The sequence below is a fragment of the Bacillus sp. EKM202B genome, from assembly GCF_011066025.1.
In the GTDB taxonomy this organism is placed as follows: domain Bacteria; phylum Bacillota; class Bacilli; order Bacillales; family Bacillaceae_G; genus Bacillus_A; species Bacillus_A toyonensis.
Genome location: NZ_JAAMNK010000003.1, coordinates 106,945 through 122,601, shown reverse-complemented (window position 1 = coordinate 122,601; position 15,657 = coordinate 106,945). Strand labels below are relative to the sequence as shown.

Here is a 15,657-nt window from a genome sequence, read left to right as displayed (position 1 = left end):
AGAATATAGAGGGCTATGTAACTTTACGGTTTTGGGATACTTCGTGTTATAGTGTATGTTTGTTGTTTAGAGTAGTTTGTTGTCCAAAGTGCTTGGAGAAAAGATAAGACGCTGTATGGGATATACAATAGTAGTAAACCGATTGTGACAATTACAGGTGCAGTACCACCAAATTGAACGATAAATTGTAATAATCCGCTCGCGTGAAAAGTACATTCCATAATTAAAAAGGAAAAAATAATAGAACTTAAAATAGATTTATGATTCGAAGTAAGTGCTAAAAATAATGTATCAACAAGGAAAGCAGAATTTTTCATTTCATATTCACTTGTGTTATACAGGAAAGGGAGCCATTTCTTTATTGCTTGCATAACGATAATCATAGAGGTACTACATACGATGATCAAAGATGAGAAATAAGAAAACTTTATAAAGTTTGCAATATAGAGAAGAAGTAGTAAGATAGAACATTGTAAAAATACAGTGCAAAAAGAGTACGGTATCCAGTGTAGGAAAGTAGTGATCTTTTTAATTGAATTTGGTGCTTTTAAAAATAGATGACCGATTCCTAAACTTATAAAGAAGCCAATTGCAAGAGTGAAAGTGAAACGAACAATTGATAAAAAATATATTTCCCATATGTAAGGGAATAGTGGTGTTGAATGAGTAGAAGTATGTATCATCTGATTTGCTGAGAAAAAAATAGATTCATGCATCCAATCAATTTTTGGAATTGATATAGAAGAAAGTTGATCGAAGTTTTGGAAAATACTTATTAAGCCATTTTGATAAGAATAATTATGTGTAATAAAAAGAGCTGGGATAGGACTTATGACAAAAATAACAATGACACCAATTATAAATTTGCATATATGCGAGCGTAACAAAGACATATAACCACCTACTCTTTGAATATTCAGAAAATTCTTATTCTTATTTTAGCGTTTTTCTAATAAAGTTACAATATCTTTTTCATTAAGTCATTCAGAGAGAGGCTTTCCTAGTGAAGATATGCAAGTGAAGGATTCATGAATAAATTATGACAAGAAAATGAATAATTTTCAGAAAAATAAAATAAATTATTTATTTTTTTCTGAATATATAATATAGTTATGGCACAGAAAGTATTTTAACATAAGGAGGCTTTTTATGAGGATTAAAGGGAATTACGTGCCGAAAAGGGAAGTTTTACTGTGCTCAAGTTCGATTACGATAGGGGAAGCATTGGAGCATTTAAATAAAACAGGGTATCGTTGTGTACCAGTTTTAGATGAAAAAAAAGAGAAATTTTTAGGGAATATATATAAAGTAGATATTTTAGAATATAAAGGATCACTTGACGAAAGTGTAATACAATTATTGAACGATAAAGAAGGATTTGTGAGAGAAGATTCATCTTTCTTTAAAGTATTTTTTACAATAAAAAAATTACCTTATTTATCAGTAGTTGACGAAAAAGGAATTTTCCTTGGAATTTTAACGCATAAAAAAGTTTTTGAGTTATTAGAAGATGCATGGGGCGTTCATTCTAGTAAATATTCTGTCATGATTGGAACGCAAGACTATAATGGAGCGATCCAAAAGTTATCGACAGTTTTGAAGAAATACACTGGTATTCAAAGTTTAATGACTTTTGATAATGATGCTCTATTAGTTCGTAGAATTATGTTTACATTAGGAGAAGAGTTTGAAGATGGTGAATTAGAAACACTTCAAAAAGATTTAGAAGATCATGGATTTAGAGTTGTGTATGTAGAAGAGATGAATAATCCACGTGAAGTAGAAACGATAGAGTAACATGCAAAAGCCATCTAACATATGTTAGATGGCTTTTAAAATTATTTTAAGATAATAATATAGAATGAGTCTAGTGCTCGAATAACATTTGTGTGAAAGAATATAAAATGTAGATAATTTTGATTTTCAAAAAAATCAATTTGAAAATATGTTTTTATTTTTCAACTAAATATGTTACTATATGTGTGATAAAAACAAAGAGGTCTGACAACTATACTCCACGTAATAACACTCTAATGATTTAAATATTCAAAAAAATCAAAAAACGAAAAATAATGACGAGATTAATAATTAGAGTAATAATAAGGGGAATGGAGAAATTATGGAGAAAGACACTGCTTTGTAAGGGGCATATTTTATCATCTTGAGCAGAGAGGAGGATGCATAGCATATTGTGAAAATAAAGATAAACAATGAAAAAGTGCTATGCAAATGAAGAGTATGAAGGGACGATTGAGGCCAGGTGATACGGTAGCAATTGGTTTAATGCTATTTGCATTATTTTTAGGAGCAGGAAATTTAATTTTCCCGCCAGTTTTAGGTCAACAAGCAGGAGAGAATGTTTGGATTGCTACGATAGGATTCCTTGTAACGGGAGTCGGATTACCCCTATTAGCTGTAACAGCTGTCGCGTTTGTAGAGGGGGACTTGAAAGCGCTATCTTCTAGAGTTCACCCTATATTTGCGTTTATTTTCCCATTGGTTAGTTATTTAGCAATTGGACCATTTTTCGCAATCCCGCGTACGGGAGCCGTTTCGTTTGAAATGGGTATGAAGCCGTTTTTATCAGATGCAATGGTTTCAGAGTGGTACATGCTATTTCTTTTCACTATATTTTTCTTTGGAATAACGTGGTATTTATCATTAAATCCATCTAAATTAGTCGATTGGTTTGGAAAATTTCTTACACCATTATTAGTATTAATTGTTGCTGTTATTGTCGGGAAAGCAATTATTGAGCCAATTGGAGAACCGGCTGCACCTTTAGCTGCTTATAAAGAGAATGCTTTCTTTGGTGGATTTATTCAAGGATATTTAACGATGGATGCGATTAGTGCACTTGTGTTTGGGATTGTTGTAGTACAAGTTATTCGCTCAAAAGGGATAAAAGAGAGCGGACAAATCGCAAAAATAACAGTTGTATCAGGGATTATTGCTGTATTAGGCTTAACGTTAATATATTTATCACTTGCATATCTCGGATCTACAAGTACATCACTTGGTGTGTCGGAGAACGGTGGTCTTATTTTGACGAATGTTGTAAATGAGTTATATGGAACAAGTGGCAAAATTTTATTAGGACTTGTAATTATACTCGCTTGTTTAACAACTTCTGTTGGATTAACATCTGCGTGTGCTGGCTTCTTCACAAACTTATTCCCAAGACTTTCGCATAAAACGATTGTAACTATGGTATGTGTATTTAGTTTAATTGTATCTAACCTAGGGTTAACACAATTAATCACAGTAACATTACCAGTGTTAATGATCATTTATCCAGTTGCAATTGTATTAATCGTTCTTTCATATTTCCATAAATGGATAGGGAAGCGTAATACAATTTACATTGGGGCGATTTTAGGTGCGTTGTTAATTAGTTTCTTTAACGGTTTAGAAAGTGCGAATATTAAAATTGATGCGATTTCTAATGTACTTCAAATGTTACCATTATATAAAGAAGGAATAGGATGGTTAATCCCATCATGTATTGGCGGAATTCTTGGTTTCTTCTTCTATAAATCAAATGAATCAAGTGAATTACAAAAGAAAGGTGCTTAGGCGCCTTTCTTTTTTTAAAGGGGATTTTTGTATTTTGTCTAAGTAATAAATGGGAGGAATGATAAAATGGCTAATTTTGAAGATTTTTTAACTTTTGATGTAAGAATTGGAACAGTAACACAGGCAGAGGAATTTAAAGAAGCGAGAGTACCAGCGATTAAACTAGAAATTGATTTTGGGGAGCTTGGGGTCAAGCAGTCAAGTGCTCAAATTACGAAGAGATATAATCCAGAAGACTTAATTGGTCAGCAAATTGTTGCTGTTGTAAATTTTCCGCCAAAGCGTGTAGCTGGATTTAAATCGGAAGTGCTTGTGTTAGGGGGAGTTCCTGAAGCTGGTGATGTTGTGTTGCTTCAGCCTAATATGGAACTGCCAAATGGAACGAAAATTAGTTAGTGTGAAGGTAGGGGACAATATGGATATCGGACGAGAATATTTACAATGTGTCATTTCTAATTTCAAAACAACAAAGCAGCAAGGAGAACGGGCACTTTCTCAATTATCATACGAACAAATACAATGGTCTTCTCATGAAGAAACAAATAGCATAGCGATTATAATGAAACATTTGCACGGTAATATGCGTTCCAGATGGACGGATTTTTTAACATCTGATGGTGAAAAAGTTGATCGTGACCGAGATGGTGAATTTGAAGGAGGCTATTCTTCAAAGGAAGAAGCCCTTGCAGCGTGGCAAGAAGGATGGGAATACGTTTTTAATACGATGAATACTATAATGCCGGAAGATCTATTGAAGACGGTATACATTCGTGGTGAAGCACATACGGTCCTGCAAGCAATTGAAAGGCAAATTTCTCATTATGCTTTGCATATTGGACAGATTATTTACATCGGTAAAATGTTAAAAGAAAATGAGTGGGAATGTTTAAGTATTCCGAGAGGGCAGTCCACTCGTTATGTAGAGAAAAAACGTTCAACATAATAATATGAAAGAAATCGATATAAAAGAGGAAGCAAAAAAATAAGCCAAATGATAGACGGCTCCGTAAGCATAAGAATGCTACCAACAATAAGGCCGTATATAATTAGAAAGAAACAAAAAAGTGTATTCATAGGGATAAAACGTGGGATGAAAAGTTGTTGCTGCTTAAAACAACTGTTGTGAAATAAATAAAAATGGAAGTACCGTGTAGTGGTAATAAGGTCTTTCTTTCGTGTAATTCTTTTTCTACATGTATGACAAATGAACGGTGGCTGCATTTCGTTACGCTCCATTTTTTATTTTCATAATAATGTGAGACAAAAGTAGGTACAAAGTGTATGTTCCTATATACGCTCCTGCAATAAGGAAAAATGGATTCAGTAAAATTCCATGAATGCTCGTCATGAAAACTAAATCTTGTATTAAAACATCGTATATATTAATGGAAATGATTGTACCGAGTACATACAGTGCTAAGTACGCAGAAATATGTAACACAATAGAGACTTTTGGATGTTTAGCGGACAAATAAAAAATGAATGATAGAGCGATTGGTAATATTCCTATTAATGGCTTCAATTCATTTCACCTCATTAACAATATAGCCGGAATTTAAACGGTCTATTCTCTAGAGCTTGTACATAACTTGAAATAGAGAGGGTGATAGTATGAATCGAGGCTTTTTTTATGTGAAGTTTACAAGTGTACGTAAGTTAGTTTTATTTATTATTACTACGGTACTAGCGACTTTTTTTCTTATTAGTATGATGGTAACCTCTATGAAAGAGACAAAGTCAACGTATTTATATAATTGGTTAAATGAGTTATCGATGAATGGCTACATGTATGTTCTTGGAAAAGAAAATCATTATTTTACACAAGAGTATCGAAATTTGAATCAAGATTTTTCAATCTCTTCGTTTCTCTTTTCTATGGCTACGAATATTCGTTTTAACGATGTACGTAGTTTTGTCGGAAAAGAGCTTCCTGGCTTTGGTAAGTACGATACAGAAATCGTTATCGCAGGTGAGGGAACAAATTATTCTAACTTACCGATAGAGTCGAGTGTTCCTCTTGAAGAAGTAGTGAAAGAACGGACTGGAGAAGGTGGACAAGCGCCAAAGCCTGATACGAATAAAGAGAAAAAACAACCAGCTCAAACAACTGGAAAAAGACAAGTTGCATTTATATATCATTCGCATAGCTGGGAATCTTATTTGCCGTTACTGAACTTAACGAATGATCCAAACCCGAATAAAGCGACAAGTTCTGTAACGAATATTTCCATAGTCGGCGACCGATTTCGTGAACAATTAGAAGGCGAAGGAATCGGATCTACTAACGATAAGACTGACGTTGGTCAAAGGTTAATTAGTAAAGGGTTAAATAGTAATAGTTCTTACAAAATGTCACGGGAAATTGTACAAGAAGCGATGGCTGGTAATAAAGAATTACAATACTTCTTCGATTTACACCGTGATAGTGCACGGAAAAATGTAACAACAAAAACAATTGGAGATAAATCGTATGCTAAGCTTGCTTTTGTAATTGGGAAAGGTAACAAAAACTATGAAAAAAACTTACAATTAGCAACTGCGTTACACGAGACGATTAGTAAGAAATATCCGGGAATGAGCCGTGGTGTAATTCAAAAAGGATTCCAAACAGGGAATGGAGTTTACAATCAAGACCTATCAGGACAAGCGATATTAATTGAAGTTGGCGGGGTAGATAATACAGAGGAAGAACTAAATCGATCAATTGATGCACTTGCTAAGGCATTTGGTGAATATTTTTGGCAAGCGGAAAAAGTGAATGGATAAAGTGAAATTTGAATGAGTGGTAGGCATTGCCAATGGTTATCAGCCTACATCAATTAGGGGAAAACGTAAGTGTAAAGCTTACGTTTTTTGTTTGTCATGAAACGAGGATGATAAGATGTCACATTATAGACATAATTTATAATTGCTATAGTAATATCGAAATTTGTCTATTTATAATAGGGGAATTAGAAAGGGATTTTCGCAATAATGGAGAAAATCTTTTTACAAGGAAAATTTTTCACAATGAAATAGGTAGGGTGATTTAAGTGATTAGGGAGATCAAAGTAGAAGATGCAGCCTCATTTTTGCAATTAAGTAAGCAATTAGATGAAGAAACGAAATTTATGTTATACGAGCCAGGAGAAAGAAAAACTACAGTTGAGCAACAAGAGCAAATGATTCATCGATTTATACAGAATGAAAAAGCAACAATATTTGTAGCGATTGAAGAAGAGAAAATAGTAGGATTTATTTTAGTGAATGGAAATAACATACAAAGAAAGAGACATGTTGCAGCCATTGTAATTGGTATATTGCAAGAGTGTAGTGGGCGTGGTATTGGAACGAGCTTGTTTAAAGAGGTTGAGAAGTGGGCAAGATTACATGATGTATGGCGTTTAGAATTAACGGTAATGGCCCACAATACAAGAGCTCAGGCACTATATAGAAAAGTAGGCTTTGAGAAAGAGGGTGTCAAAAAAGCTGCTCTTATTATCGATGGACAAAACATTGATGAGTATGAAATGGCCAAATTATTAAAATAAGAGGTCGTTATATGAAAAAAAGATGGACACTACTTGGTATCGTAGCGGCGATACTCATTGTTGGAGTAGCAGGAATCAATTATAAAATGTATAAGGATAAGCAGGCACAGGAAGTGAATGTAAATAACATATTTCCGAAAGCGAAAGAAACGATTGCGAATATGGATGGGGATATTGCGGTAATTAGTAATCCAAATTCGATGCTTGTACTTGTGAATAAAAGTAGGCGTTTACCAGATGGGTATAGACCGCCAGATTTAGTTATTCCGAAAGTACGTTACTCTAGTGAGGGGGATCAAGAAAAGAAAAAAATGAGGAAAGAGGCAGCTAGTGCGCTTGAGGACATGTTTCAACAAGCTGATAAAGAGCGTATTTTCCTTTTTGCAGTCTCTGGATTTAGATCTTTTGATCGACAAAAGGCATTAAATACGATGTATAAAAAACAAGATGGAGAAGTGAAAACTGCGATGTCTAGCGCGATTCCTGGTACGAGTGAACATCAAACTGGACTAGCTATGGATATTACATCGCAATCTGCTAAATTTCAGTTAGAGACAGTTTTTGGAGAGACGAAAGAAGGGCAGTGGCTTTCTGAAAATGCCCATAAATTTGGTTTTGTGATTCGATATACAAAAGAAAAAGAATCAATTACGGGCTATCGGTTTGAACCATGGCACGTAAGGTATGTGGGAAATCCACAAGCTACATATTTATATGAAAATCAACTGACGCTTGAAGAAGTAACAGAGTGAACAATTGAGGGGAGAGAAATACAATGACGATGTTATATAAGAAAAAAGTACATGCATATATTACAAGAGAAAAAGAAGGGATGAAGCAATTACTTGTTTTTAAACATCGTGATATACCTGAAGCTGGTATCCAAGTGCCAGGGGGAACAGTTGATGAAGGAGAAACGTTAGAAGCAGCAGTTTTACGTGAAGTACAAGAAGAATCTGGATTACGTCTTTTATGTATAGAGCGTTTCCTAGCAGATTACATCATACACGTGAAGGAAAAACAGGAATATCAAAAACGCCACTTTTTCCACGTAACGTTACTAACGAATGTAAAAGATACTTGGGAACATATAGTAAGTGCCGGTGAGGAAGATGAAGGTTTAGTATTTTGCTACGAATGGATTGATATTGCAAAATGCCCTGAATTAGCAGGAAAACAGGGAGAGTTTTTACATTTGTTAGATGAGGTATATGCACAGTAATAAAAAGAGTTTGAAGCGAAGGATGATTCGTTTCAGACTCTTTTTATTTTTCGGGAAATTAAAGGTGTATTAAAAAGTAAGTTGAAACTTTTTAAAGGGATATTAATTTGGAATAGGATGAGGTGAAAAAATGAAAAAGTAAGAAGTATTCGTAAAAACTAAAAGGGATATAAAGGAGAATATAAATGGAAATTCAGTTTAATCCAGTATTAAAAAAAGAATTAACAATTCATGATATACAGACCGCAATGGAAGAAGGGACGTTATCTTCCAAAGAATTAGTTATGTATTATCTTCATAGAATTGCACAATATGATCAAGATGGACCGAAAATTAATTCTATTTTAGAAATAAACCCGGATGCTATTTTTATTGCAGAAGCGTTAGATTATGAAAGGAAGATAAAAGGTGTAAGGGGACCATTGCATGGTATACCTGTTTTGCTAAAGGACAATATTGAAACGAATGATTCCATGCATACAAGTGCAGGTACGATTGCCCTAGAACAAAATATAAGTAGCGAAGATGCATTTCTCGTTACAAAACTGCGAGAGGCAGGAGCGGTGATAATAGGTAAAACGAATATGACAGAGTTAGCAAATGCAATGTCTTTTGAAATGTGGGCTGGATATAGTGCGAGAGGTGGTCAAACAATCAATCCATATGGAACGGGCACGGATGATATGTTTGTTGGTGGCTCTAGTACAGGGGCCGCAATAGCAGTTGCCGCTAATTTTACAGTATTATCTGTTGGGACAGAAACGGATGCCTCTATTTTGAGTCCAGCTGTTCAAAGCTCTGTAGTAGGCATTAAACCGACTGTCGGTCTAATTAGTCGTAGAGGAATTATTCCGTTCACTTATTCACAAGATACAGCGGGACCATTTGCTAGAACAGTAACAGATGCCGCTATTTTACTAGGGAGTTTAACTGGAGTGGATGAGAAAGATGTAGCTACTCATAAAAGTGAAGGTATGGCATATGAAGATTATACATCTTATCTTGATGTTAATGGTTTAAAGGGAGCGAAGATTGGTGTTTATAGTAATGCTCCAAAAGATTATTACGAAAATGGTGAGTATAATGAAAATTTGTTTGAGGACACGATCCAAGTATTACGTAGTAAGGGAGCGACAGTAGTAGAAAATATTGATATTCCTTCCTTTCATAGAGAATGGGGCTGGGGAGTTCCGCTTTATGAGCTGAAGCATAGTTTAGATAACTATCTTTCAAAATTACCTTCTACTATTCCCATACATTCTATTTCAGAATTAATGGCGTTTAATAAAAACATAGCAGAAAGAGCTTTAAAATATGGACAAACTAAGTTGGAGGGAAGAAAAGATTATCCTAATACGTTAAGAAATCCAGAATATTTACATGCAAGATTAGAAGATATATATTTTTCGCAAAAACAAGGTATTGATTTTGCATTGGAAAAATATAATCTTGATGCGATACTATTTCCGTCTTATATAGGCTCTACTATATGTGCGAAAGCAGGTTATCCGTCTATAGCAATACCAGCAGGGTATATGGAAAACGGGAGACCTTTTGGAATTACGATTGCAAGTACTGCTTTTCGTGAAGGAATATTAATTAAACTAGCGTACGCTTTTGAACAAGCGACAAAGCATAGAGAAATTCCCAACTTGTCATGAATAGAATGTACAAAAGGACAGGAATTTCCTGTCCTTTTTGATTTATTGATTAAAGTGAAATATCTTTCTGCTCTGTCTTATGATATTTTAATAGGCTAAAAGATAAACAGGCAGAACATAAAATAAGAAAAGAAGTAATCATATAAATCGTACGAACACCAAACATATCAGTAATAATGCCAACGCTAAGCATAGAAAGACCAGAAGCTGTTGAAAGAAGGGCGCCGTGTGCTGTATACATTTTCGATAATAGAGAAGGGGCGACACTAGATTGTAAAACCGTCGTTTGAGAAATATCTCTAATTTGATAACATGGTCCCATTAGAACACATAGGAAAAGCGCAATAAATCCACTGCTTGTTATACCATATAAAAATGTAAGAATACTAAATATAAGTGATCCTATCGCCATGGAGCGTATTAAATTTTTTTGAATATATGTACTTATTTTCCACGCTAATAGACCACCAATTAACGTGCCCACATAATAACTTGTGTTAATATATCCCCACCATTCTTCACCTTTATGCAGAACAGTCGTTACATATGCCATCGTAATAGCGCCAATCCATATCGTCCCTGCGAAAGTTTCAATTAAGTCCATTAATGTAACTGTGCGCAAAGAAGGATGATGAAATAATAGTTTCCAGCCTTCAAATAAAGCTGTGTTTTTTGAAGAAGAAGGCTCTGTTACTCGTTCGGTATGGATGGAATGTAATGAAATATGCAATGCAATACATCCGAAAATCATTAAAATAATATTAATCATGAATGTAGAAGTAGCGCCAATGAGCAGAACGATAATACTTGTAAATGAATAAGCTGCCGCTTGTACAATTTGTGATGAAAAGGAAAAGATACTATTTACTTTTACTAATCTTTCTTTTGGTGTTAGGCGTGGAACAATACTGTACAGTAATGGAGCACTCCACCCACTACATAAAGAAATGAAAAAAATGAAAGTTAATAGAGTTACAATGTTTGTGGAAAGGACCGGAAATAATAGCGTTAATAAAATGAATAGGGCAGTTTTTGTCCATTGTAATATAAAAAGTACTGAATAAGATGAAAAACGATTCATTATAAGTGGTGCAGATATGTTTGCGATCAAATTTGTGATAACTTGTAATAATGGAAAAAGGGCAGTAATAGTAGCTGATTTAGTTGATATATAGATATGAGTTGTAATAATCATTATGTAAACGATGTCAGCAAGAGTAATACAGATTTTTGATCCTAAATAGTATGATATTGAATGATTCCACATTAAGGATATCACCTTCCAAAAAAATACAAATTCGAGTTAGAATTATTATAAACTGAAAAAATTTAAAAGAATTAAATTTTTTGTCATTTTTTGAAAGGAATTTTCATGTATAATGAAGAATATATTGATATAGTATTTTATTAATACTTATTGTAACAGCGAATATGTACGATAGCTTGCAGTAAACGCCCAAGTATGAGAAAGGGCGGATAAACCATTCTTTTCTTCATATACATATAGAAAATGAGAAAGAAAGTGAGGGTTGCATATGGCTGGTTGGGTGATTTGGTTTATTATAGCGGGTATTTTATTTATCGCGGAAATGTTGTCGATAACGTTTTATATGCTTTGGCTCGGAATTGGAGCTGTTGTCGGAGGTCTTATTGCTTTATTTGCTCCGGATGCACTATTGTTACAAGTTACTGTTGGTGCGATTGTAAGTTTAACATTGACATTCTTTACGAAAAGAATTTCAAAAAACTTTCGAGAAGCAAAAGGTTTTACGGATACAGTAGATATGCTTGTCGGTAAAAAAGGAATTGTTGTGCAAGCGATTACAAATGAAACGAACGGTATTGTGAAGGTGGATGGAGATACTTGGACAGCTATTGCAGATGTTTCGATTGACACTGGAGAAAAAGTCGTTGTTATAAAGAGGCATAGTACTATATTACAAGTAAAAAAGGAGAGTGAATAAATATGATAGCATTAACGTTAACGATTATATTCGCGCTAATTGTAGTTACATTTATCGCATTAACAATTAAAATTATTCCTCAGCAAAAAGTTGGGGTTGTTGAAAGATTTGGTAAGTTTCAGCGTATTATGCACCCAGGATTAAATATATTAATCCCAATTGTAGATCGCGTTCGTGTATATCACGACTTACGTATTCAACAAACGAATGTACCACCACAAAAGGTAATTACGAAAGATAACGTACAAGTAGAAATTGATACAATTATTTTCTATCAAATTGTCGAACCTGAACTTGCGACATATGGTATCTCAAACTATGAATATGGTGTTCGTAACATTACTTCTGCAACGATGCGTCAAATTATCGGTAAAATGGAACTTGATGAAACGTTATCTGGTCGTGAAAAAATTTCAACAGAAATTCGCTTAGCGCTTGATGAAGCAACAGAAAAATGGGGCGTTCGTATTGAGCGTGTTGAAGTAGTAGACATTAACCCGCCAAAAGATGTGCAAGCATCGATGGAAAAACAAATGAAAGCAGAACGTAATAAACGTGCGATTATTTTAGAAGCTGAAGCAGCAAAACAAGATAAAGTTCTTCGTGCGGAAGGGGAAAAACAAAGTAAAATCTTGATGGCTGAAGGGGATAAAGAAGCACGTATTCGAGAAGCTGAAGGTTTAAAAGAAGCGAAAGAATTAGAAGCGCAAGGGGAAGCAAGAGCAATTGAAGAAATCGCAAAAGCAGAACAAAACCGAATTGAATTACTTCGTGCAGCAGATTTAGATGAACGCGTACTTGCTTATAAATCATTTGAATCATTGATTGAGGTTGCAAAAGGACCAGCAAATAAAGTCTTTATTCCATCTAATGCAATTGAAACACTTGGTACTCTTGGGGCAATCGGAGAAATCTTTAAAGAAAAACAAGCAAAGAAATTGCCTTCAAATGATACAGGTAAAGAACAATAAGAGTGAGGAAGAGGAATGGGATGCCATTTCTCTTTTTTGTGCGTATATTACGAAAGGCTTGTACATATCCATGTATAAAGAAGGTGATACAGTGAAAAAGTATGCAACTCGTATACATGGGAAAAAACTAATCTCGTTACTTTTTTTATATGCGCTAATAGTAATAATTATCGCGTCAATTTTGACGTCGCTTTTACATACAATGAAATCAAGTTATGCGAATCAATGGTTTGGAAAAGTGTCTATGCAAGGTTTTGTTCAAATGATAGAAAGTGAGAATCACTATTATGGATTTGATTATTTTAAGCAGAATAAACGGGAGTCTGTTGGGAATTTAATGTTCTCTATTGCGACAGATTTGAAAATTAAAGATTTAAGAACATTTGTCGGTAAAGAAGTACCTGGTATGTCAAAGTATTACTCTAACATTATCGTAGCTGGGGAAGGGACAAACTTTACGAATATCCCGAATGAATCTAGTGTACCGATTGAAGAAGTAACGAAAGAGCGAGAGGTAGCAAAAGATAAAGTTACAGAAGCAGAAAAGAATAATCCGGTGCAGAAAAAGAACGGAACGAAAAAAGGTGAAAATGCAGTATACATTTACCATACACATAGTTGGGAATCCTTCTTTCCTTTATTACCAGGAGCTACCGATCCATCGAGTCCAGATGTAAATGTGTCCTTATTAGGAAAACGTATGAAGGAGCAACTGGAAGGACAAGGAATTCCAGTTGTTCATGATAAAACGAATATGGGGGATTTATTAGCGAGTAAAAAATGGAAATGGCCGCAATCGTATAAAGCATCTCATGAATATGTAAAAGAAGCATTAGCGCAAAATAATAAAATTGCGTTTCCGATAGATATACACCGTGATGATCAGCGCAAGAAAGTAACTACAAAAGTAATTAACGGGAAATCGTATGCAAGATTATATTTTATAATTGGGATGGAAAATGAAGGACGTACTGAAAACGAAAAAATTGCAAGAGCAATCAATAGTTATTTAGATGAAAACTATTACGGATTAAGTAGAGGGATTTTTCCGAAGTATAAAAAAGATGGAAATGGCGTTTATAACCAAGATTTATCTAAAAATGCGATGTTAATTGAAGTTGGTGGTGTTGATAATACGTTAGATGAATTATATAACACAATTGACGTATTAACGGAAGCATTTAGTAAGTATTACTGGAATGATGCAGAGAAAGTGAATGGATGAGGGACGGGAGACCGTTCCTTTTTCATTTTGGAAACCTTAAAATATGATATAATTAAATTTTGTGAATGTTGAATAAAGGAGCGGGAGAAATATGCAAATACTACTAGTACGCCACGGAGAATCTGAAGCAGACATATTACATGTACATGAAGGCCGAGCTGATTTTGAATTAACAGAAAAGGGAAGACAGCAAGTACAAAAACTTGTACAGAAAGTGAAGGCTGATTTTCCACCAGATTTCATTTGGGCAAGTACATTAAAACGTGCCCGTGAAACTGGTGAAACATTAGCGGAAGCAATTGGTTGTCCAATTCAACTAGAAGAGGAATTAATGGAGTTTAATAATGGGGTGCAAGCCGGCTTATCTTTTGAAGAAGCGAAAAAATATCCTGAACCAAAGTTTCTTCATGACCGTTTTGAAAATGGAGAATCATTTATTGAATTTAGAATGAGAATAGAAGGAATCTTTTCTAAAATCGTGACAGAGAATACATATGATCGAATTGCAATTGTTGCACACGGCGGTGTAATAAATAGTATGTTACGAGCGTTTTTCAAAATGCCAATTTCAATGGACTATTATTTTAAAATGGGAGATACGGGAATAAGTTTAATTGAAATTGAGGGTGAACAAAAAACGATACATTTCATTAATGATACGAATCATTTGGACGGGATGTAAAAATTTATGTACAAAGTCGTATTTTTTGATGTTGACGGTACGCTTTTAAGTGAAATTGATAGAAGTATGCACGAAAGTACAAAAGAAGCAATACAAAGGTTAATAGATAAAGGAATTCACTTAGTTGTTACAACAGGGAGACCATATAGTTTATGCTCACAATTTAAAGAACTAGGCATAGACACATTTATTTCTGCAAATGGTGGACATATAAAGTGTAAGGAAGAAGTTATTCATAAATCGATACTTTCAAGTGAAATTGTTCATGATATTTCAAATTTCGCTGAATTACATGGTCATAGTGTTTCTTACTTTACAGAAGAATTTTCTATGAATGGTATAGCCCCAAAAGATGAACGTGTAATACGAGCATTAAACGAAACTTTAAATTTAGAGCGGTATCCTGATAAAGTTAGAAACTTATCAGAAGAGATGTATTGTATATGTCTGTATGCTGATGAAATGGAAGCTCAAAAATTTTTTGAAAGATATCCAATGCTTACGTTTGAACGTTTTCATGGTTATGTTATGAATGTGTTGGAAGATAATAAAGTATCGAAGCTAACTGCAATCCAAAAGGTATTGGAACATTTAAATATTTGTAAGTCAGAAGCAATGGCATTCGGAGATGGTAGAAATGATATTGAAATGTTACAGTATGTAGGTTTAGGAATTGCAATGGGGAATGGTGGAGAAGAGTTAAAAACAAAAGCTGATTTCGTTACAAAGAAATCAAGTGAAGGTGGCATTTCGTTTGCTTTAAAAGAGTTTAGGATCATTTGAAAAAATAATTAGTCAGTGAAAAAAATCCTGTTTTCATAATAGG

18 protein-coding genes are annotated in these 15,657 nt (G+C 34.2%); 14 read left to right on the top strand and 4 right to left on the bottom strand.

All coding sequences use genetic code 11. The annotated features are described in order from the left end of the window. Positions 1–23: 23 nt before the first annotated feature. Positions 24–893, bottom strand: a complete 870-nt coding sequence (locus G9F74_RS06170; RefSeq protein ID WP_000055278.1) for a hypothetical protein — start codon at positions 891–893, stop codon at positions 24–26. 256 nt (positions 894–1,149) lie between these two features. Between G9F74_RS06170 and cbpA the strand changes: the two genes are divergently transcribed. The 4 genes from cbpA to G9F74_RS06150 all read left to right on the top strand — a co-directional run bounded on the left by cbpA (position 1,150) and on the right by G9F74_RS06150 (position 4,519). Further along, entirely contained in the window at positions 1,150–1,797 is a 648-nt protein-coding gene (cbpA, locus tag G9F74_RS06165) for a cyclic di-AMP binding protein CbpA (protein ID WP_001220521.1), read from the top strand. Between the two features lie 441 nt (positions 1,798–2,238). Continuing rightward, positions 2,239–3,576 carry a branched-chain amino acid transport system II carrier protein BrnQ4 gene (gene brnQ4 / locus G9F74_RS06160; RefSeq protein ID WP_395940739.1) on the top strand — a complete coding sequence of 446 codons (1,338 nt, stop codon included), beginning with the start codon at positions 2,239–2,241 and terminating at the stop codon, positions 3,574–3,576. Positions 3,577–3,642: 66 nt separating this feature from the next. Then, a complete protein-coding gene (gene csaA, locus G9F74_RS06155; RefSeq protein ID WP_001263027.1) occupies positions 3,643–3,972 on the top strand; it encodes a chaperone CsaA in 330 nt (109 codons plus the stop codon). Next, positions 3,953–4,519 carry a DUF1572 domain-containing protein gene (locus G9F74_RS06150; protein ID WP_016108237.1) on the top strand — a complete coding sequence of 189 codons (567 nt, stop codon included), beginning with the start codon at positions 3,953–3,955 and terminating at the stop codon, positions 4,517–4,519. Before csaA ends, G9F74_RS06150 begins: the two co-directional genes overlap by 20 nt. On the opposite strand, the gene G9F74_RS06145 is transcribed toward G9F74_RS06150, so the two are convergent. Then, entirely contained in the window at positions 4,492–4,797 is a 306-nt protein-coding gene (locus tag G9F74_RS06145; protein ID WP_131202353.1) for a permease, read from the bottom strand. The two genes, G9F74_RS06150 and G9F74_RS06145, sit on opposite strands and share 28 nt — an antisense overlap. Before the next feature lie 4 nt (positions 4,798–4,801). Beyond that, positions 4,802–5,098 carry a hypothetical protein gene (locus tag G9F74_RS06140; protein ID WP_016108238.1) on the bottom strand — a complete coding sequence of 99 codons (297 nt, stop codon included), beginning with the start codon at positions 5,096–5,098 and terminating at the stop codon, positions 4,802–4,804. 89 nt (positions 5,099–5,187) lie between these two features. Here G9F74_RS06140 and spoIIP (G9F74_RS06135) point away from each other — a divergent pair, with 89 nt between their 5' ends. From spoIIP (G9F74_RS06135) to G9F74_RS06115, 5 genes are all read left to right on the top strand, one after another. Then, positions 5,188–6,342, top strand: coding sequence for a stage II sporulation protein SpoIIP (gene spoIIP / locus G9F74_RS06135; protein WP_016108239.1), 1,155 nt, complete (start codon positions 5,188–5,190; stop codon positions 6,340–6,342). Between the two features lie 266 nt (positions 6,343–6,608). Beyond that, positions 6,609–7,106: a GNAT family N-acetyltransferase gene (locus G9F74_RS06130; protein ID WP_000617590.1), complete on the top strand. Its 498-nt coding sequence runs from the start codon at positions 6,609–6,611 to the stop codon at positions 7,104–7,106. An 11-nt stretch (positions 7,107–7,117) separates the two neighbouring features. Continuing rightward, positions 7,118–7,858, top strand: coding sequence for a M15 family metallopeptidase (locus G9F74_RS06125; RefSeq protein WP_000747716.1), 741 nt, complete (start codon positions 7,118–7,120; stop codon positions 7,856–7,858). 23 nt (positions 7,859–7,881) lie between these two features. After that, a complete protein-coding gene (locus G9F74_RS06120; RefSeq protein WP_000178280.1) occupies positions 7,882–8,328 on the top strand; it encodes an NUDIX hydrolase in 447 nt (148 codons plus the stop codon). Between the two features lie 185 nt (positions 8,329–8,513). Then, positions 8,514–9,989 carry an amidase family protein gene (locus G9F74_RS06115; protein ID WP_016108240.1) on the top strand — a complete coding sequence of 492 codons (1,476 nt, stop codon included), beginning with the start codon at positions 8,514–8,516 and terminating at the stop codon, positions 9,987–9,989. 49 nt (positions 9,990–10,038) lie between these two features. On the opposite strand, the gene G9F74_RS06110 is transcribed toward G9F74_RS06115, so the two are convergent. Then, positions 10,039–11,256, bottom strand: a complete 1,218-nt coding sequence (locus tag G9F74_RS06110; RefSeq protein WP_016108241.1) for an MFS transporter — start codon at positions 11,254–11,256, stop codon at positions 10,039–10,041. 268 nt (positions 11,257–11,524) lie between these two features. Here G9F74_RS06110 and G9F74_RS06105 point away from each other — a divergent pair, with 268 nt between their 5' ends. The 5 genes from G9F74_RS06105 to G9F74_RS06085 all read left to right on the top strand — a co-directional run bounded on the left by G9F74_RS06105 (position 11,525) and on the right by G9F74_RS06085 (position 15,614). Beyond that, the gene (locus G9F74_RS06105; protein ID WP_016108242.1) at positions 11,525–11,953 is read left to right on the top strand and encodes an NfeD family protein; all 429 of its coding nucleotides are present in this window, start codon (positions 11,525–11,527) and stop codon (positions 11,951–11,953) included. A 2-nt stretch (positions 11,954–11,955) separates the two neighbouring features. Continuing rightward, positions 11,956–12,924, top strand: a complete 969-nt coding sequence (locus G9F74_RS06100; RefSeq protein WP_000561128.1) for an SPFH domain-containing protein — start codon at positions 11,956–11,958, stop codon at positions 12,922–12,924. After that, on the top strand, positions 12,902–14,149 hold the full coding sequence (gene spoIIP, locus G9F74_RS06095; RefSeq protein ID WP_016108243.1) for a stage II sporulation protein P: 1,248 nt from the start codon (positions 12,902–12,904) through the stop codon (positions 14,147–14,149). The genes G9F74_RS06100 and spoIIP (G9F74_RS06095) overlap by 23 nt, the downstream gene beginning before the upstream one ends. A 91-nt stretch (positions 14,150–14,240) precedes the next feature. After that, a complete protein-coding gene (locus tag G9F74_RS06090) occupies positions 14,241–14,831 on the top strand; it encodes a histidine phosphatase family protein (RefSeq protein WP_001166510.1) in 591 nt (196 codons plus the stop codon). A gap of 6 nt (positions 14,832–14,837) precedes the next feature. Next, positions 14,838–15,614: a Cof-type HAD-IIB family hydrolase gene (locus tag G9F74_RS06085; protein WP_016108244.1), complete on the top strand. Its 777-nt coding sequence runs from the start codon at positions 14,838–14,840 to the stop codon at positions 15,612–15,614. Positions 15,615–15,657: the final 43 nt, after the last annotated feature.